A 1,701-nucleotide genomic window follows, 5' to 3' on the forward strand; every position below is an offset into this window, starting at 1 on the left:
ACCGTCTTGCGCAAATGCGGGTGTACCTCGCGTAGCCCGCGCGCCACTTCATCCGCCAATCGTTTGACGCTTCCCATGATCTCCAATCACCTCAACATGACCTCAGCGTCACAGTTTGCCAGAAAGTGATAGGTGATGAGCCGAACCTTGCTTGGAAATCGCGCGACCTTCGGGCAAGGAACTTACTTCTCCGACGGGAAGGCATGGTGGAGCTGGCATCAGATCACCTTGGCTCGACTCGAATATCAACATGCCATCACGTTCGGCGAAGTTGCAACACACAACCACTTCTTTTTAGACCGTGGCGGTAAGGTCTTTAAGCAGACGGCGCCGGTCATCAAACTATCCGCCAACGCCACAGAAGATGACCACCTGGGACTCCTCGGCCTGCTGAATTCTTCGACGGCATGTTTTTGGCTCAAGCAGGTATGTCATAACAAGGGGAGTACGGTCGATCAGCACGGGGCGCGTCAGAGAACGGCGGCATTCGAAGACTTCTATGCACACAACAGTACCAATATCGGTCAGTTCCCCGTGGCGTCGGAGCGCCCCGTCGAAATCGCAAGGCGAATCGACAGCCTGGCCACCCAACGAGCAGCCCGCCTGCCTGCGGCAACGTTCGGGGAAACAGTACCAACCCGCGCCGAACTGGATGCTACGAGAATTGAAGTCGAGAGCCTTCGAAGCAAGATGATCGCCTGGCAGGAGGAACTGGACTGGCAGGTCTATCGCATCTATGGCGTACTGGACGAAGCGCTAAGTTACACAGACGAGCCTCCCGGCCTTCAATTCGGAGAGCGCGCCTTCGAGATCCTGCTGGCGCGGCAGTTGACGGCGGGGGCCAGGTCGACGACCTGGTTCGAGCGCCACGGCGCCCAACCGATCACGGAATGTCCCGCACACTGGCCGGCGGACTACCGTGCCCTGGTGGAGCGTCGCATCGCCACGATCCAGCACTCGCGAGACCTGGCGCTGATCGAACGACCAGAGTGCAAACGCCGCTGGGCAGGTGCCGACTGGGACACGCTCGAAAAGGTTGCACTGGAAGACTGGCTGCTCGACCGGTTGGAAGCGACCGACCTGTGGCCACGAGACGCGCAACCCGCGCCGCGCCTGTGTTCCGTGCGGGAACTGGTCGATGCGCTTTCGGGCGACGAGAACTTCCGGCGCGCCTTGGATTTGTATTCAGGTATCGGCAGCGATGCCCATGCGACCCTGATCTCACTCCTGCAACAGGCCACTGTGCCCTACCTCGATGTGCTGCGTTATACCGACAGCGGTCTGCGCAAGCGCGCGGTGTGGCAAAGCACCTGGACCTTGCAACGAAGAGAGGATGCCATCGACTCTGAAGTTAGCCGGACCATGGCCGGAGCGTCCGCCGAGGATCTCGCTGCCGAACAGAACCGACGCAAGACCAGCGAGGTTGGCGCAATCCCAGTGCCACCGAAGTACAAGCCGGACGACTTCCTCGATGGTCCCCTATGGAAACAGCGTGGTCCGCTCGACGTGCCCAAGGAACGCTTCGTCAGTTTCCCTGGGCTGGAGCGCGGCAACGATGCCGGAAGCCCGATGCTGCTATGGGCCGGCTACGACGCCAAGGCCCGCGCCCTGGCGCTGACGGGTTATCTGTACGAGATGCTGCAACGCGAAGGCGCCGATGCGGCTCGCTTGACCCCCGCGTTGGCCGGACTGGACGAACTG

The 1,701-nt window shown here is 60.9% G+C and carries 1 protein-coding gene; it reads left to right on the forward strand.

Features of this window, described 5'->3' with window-relative positions; genetic code table 11:
- Window positions 1-135 precede the first annotated feature (135 nt).
- Window positions 136-1,701 (forward strand): BREX-2 system adenine-specific DNA-methyltransferase PglX (gene pglX, locus QZY07_RS12685; protein WP_295403138.1); only part of this gene is annotated, 1,566 nt, incomplete at its 3' end.

Origin of the sequence: uncultured Thiocystis sp., assembly GCF_903866365.1 — a bacterium.
GTDB lineage: Bacteria > Pseudomonadota > Gammaproteobacteria > Chromatiales > Chromatiaceae > Chromatium.